This is a genomic window from Allosphingosinicella sp., assembly GCF_036570505.1.
GTDB lineage: Bacteria > Pseudomonadota > Alphaproteobacteria > Sphingomonadales > Sphingomonadaceae > Allosphingosinicella.
This window is the reverse complement of the sequence record NZ_DATCYB010000116.1, coordinates 1-1,855: the sequence shown is the minus strand read 5'-3', so window position 1 is coordinate 1,855 and position 1,855 is coordinate 1. Positions and strand designations below refer to the sequence as shown.

General features: G+C 62.0%; 2 protein-coding genes and 1 pseudogene. 2 read left to right on the top strand and 1 reads right to left on the bottom strand.

Annotated features, from left to right (window positions below):
- Together VIR62_RS14965 and VIR62_RS14960 are read left to right on the top strand one after the other, a co-directional pair.
- The coding region (locus VIR62_RS14965; protein WP_431872558.1) for a hypothetical protein at nucleotides 1-217 on the top strand (217 nt) is incomplete at its 5' end.
- A gap of 119 nt (nucleotides 218-336) precedes the next feature.
- Nucleotides 337-1,397 (top strand): IS630 family transposase gene (locus VIR62_RS14960; protein WP_431872557.1). Its coding sequence is split into 2 segments (ribosomal slippage): nucleotides 337-829 and nucleotides 829-1,397, totalling 1,062 coding nucleotides; the frame shifts between segments, so codons are not numbered across the junction.
- A 226-nt stretch (nucleotides 1,398-1,623) separates the two neighbouring features.
- Here the strand turns inward: VIR62_RS14960 and VIR62_RS14955 are convergent.
- A pseudogene (locus tag VIR62_RS14955) lies at nucleotides 1,624-1,855 on the bottom strand (hydroxyquinol 1,2-dioxygenase); the annotation flags it as partial.

Sequence of the window (1,855 nt, the reverse complement as noted above, 5' to 3'; positions counted from 1 at the left end):
GATGAGCGAAGATCGCGATGAATATGGCTTGCCCGTCGATCCGGCGGAGCGAATGCAGCAAGTGATGCTGTGTCTCTACGATCTCATGGACGAAGCCGGTATGGCCGACTTTCCCGCTGAACTGATCGGCGAACTGAACATTGTCCGGCTCAAATTTATGGACGAATTCGAGGCCCGCTTTCCCGGATATGGAAAGGGTCGTGCCGTTTGGCGCTGACTACCCTTCGACCTTTCGAAACGGGCTCTTATACCAAGGTGCGTTGAGGCTGACTCACGCGGGGGATTTCCAAGCTCATGAAAATCTGATTCGACGTAGCAGGCATGTGGAGGCTTGCGATGGCGGCAGCGATTGGGGTTCGGTCTGACTACACATCGGCGGATTTGCGCCAGTTTGCGCGACGAAGCGATGATGCGGATCAGGTCCGGCGGCTATTGGCGGTGGCTCTGATCCTGGATGGTGGGAGCCGGAGCGAAGCGGCGAAGGTTGCCGGCGTCACGCTGCAAATCGTGCGCGACTGGGTCCTGCGGTTCAACGAAGGCGGTCCCGATGGTCTGGCGACGCGCAAGGCGCCGGGCCGGGCCGCGATCCTCAATGACGAGCAGCGCGCGCGGCTTGCAGCGATAGTCGAGGCCGGACCAATCCCCGCGGCGCATGGCGTGGTGCGCTGGCGGCTTGCCGATCTAGCCCAGTGGATCTGGGACGAGTTCGCGCTCTCGGTCACGCGCCATACCCTCGGGCGTGAGCTTCGCGCGATGGGCTACCGCAAGCTCTCGGCGCGGCCCCGCCATCGGGGGCAGAAGGGCGACGACATTGCCGATTTTAAAAAAGCTTCGCTGCCCGCCTGGCGCAGATCAGGCGGCGCCTCCCGCGAGGAACGCCGATAGAGCTGTGGTGGCAGGACGAGGCTCGCATCGGTCAGCAAACCAAGCTCACCCGGCGCTGGGCGAAGCGCGGCACGCGGCCCTCGGCACCCAAGGATCAGCGACGCTCCTCGGCGTGGCTGTTCGGCGCGATCTGTCCCGCCGAAGGTAAAGCCGCCGGCATCGTCATGCCCCGCTGCAACAGCGAGGCGATGAGCATGCACCTCGAGGAGATCGCCTTCCACGTCGCGCCGGGCGCACATGCCGTTCTGCTGCTCGATCAGGCCGGATGGCATGGATCGGCCGAGCTGGTCGTGCCGCCCAACATCACCTTGATGCCGCTGCCGCCCAGGTGCCCGGAGCTCAACCCGGTCGAGAACGTCTGGCAGTTCATGCGCGACAACTGGCTCTCGAACCGCATCTTCCAATCCTACGATGACATCGTCGATCACTGCTGCTTCGCCTGGAACAAGCTCGTCGAGCAGCCTTGGCGCATCATGTCACTCGGACTGCGCCAATGGGCCTATGGGTTCTGATCAATGCACCTTGGTATTAGGGCCTGTCGAAGAGGCGTATCGAAGGACTGATGCTTCGATATGGGCCTTCGACTTCGCTCGGTTCCTGCTCGGCGAGTTATTGCTCGATGCTGCAAGGACATTCCGGCAATAGCCGTCCTCTCCTTTCCCAGGACTTCAAGGTTCCAGGACGCAAAAAAAGAGGCCCGACATTTGCCGGGCCTCCCTTTCTTTCCTGCGTCAGCGATCAGACGACGATCGGATCGTCTTCCATCGCCTGCTGGATGAGGTGCTTCTTGTCGTCGAACTGCGGCGAAACCTTCAGGTCCATGCCGAGGGTGTTTTCGTCCTCGTCATGGGTGAAGCCCAGGCTGTGGGTCGCTTCGAACATCACGCCGCCCGGGGTACGGACATAGGTGGATTCGAAATAGCCGCGGTTCTTGCGGTCCGAGAAGTCGGTGAAGCCGACGCCCTCGGTG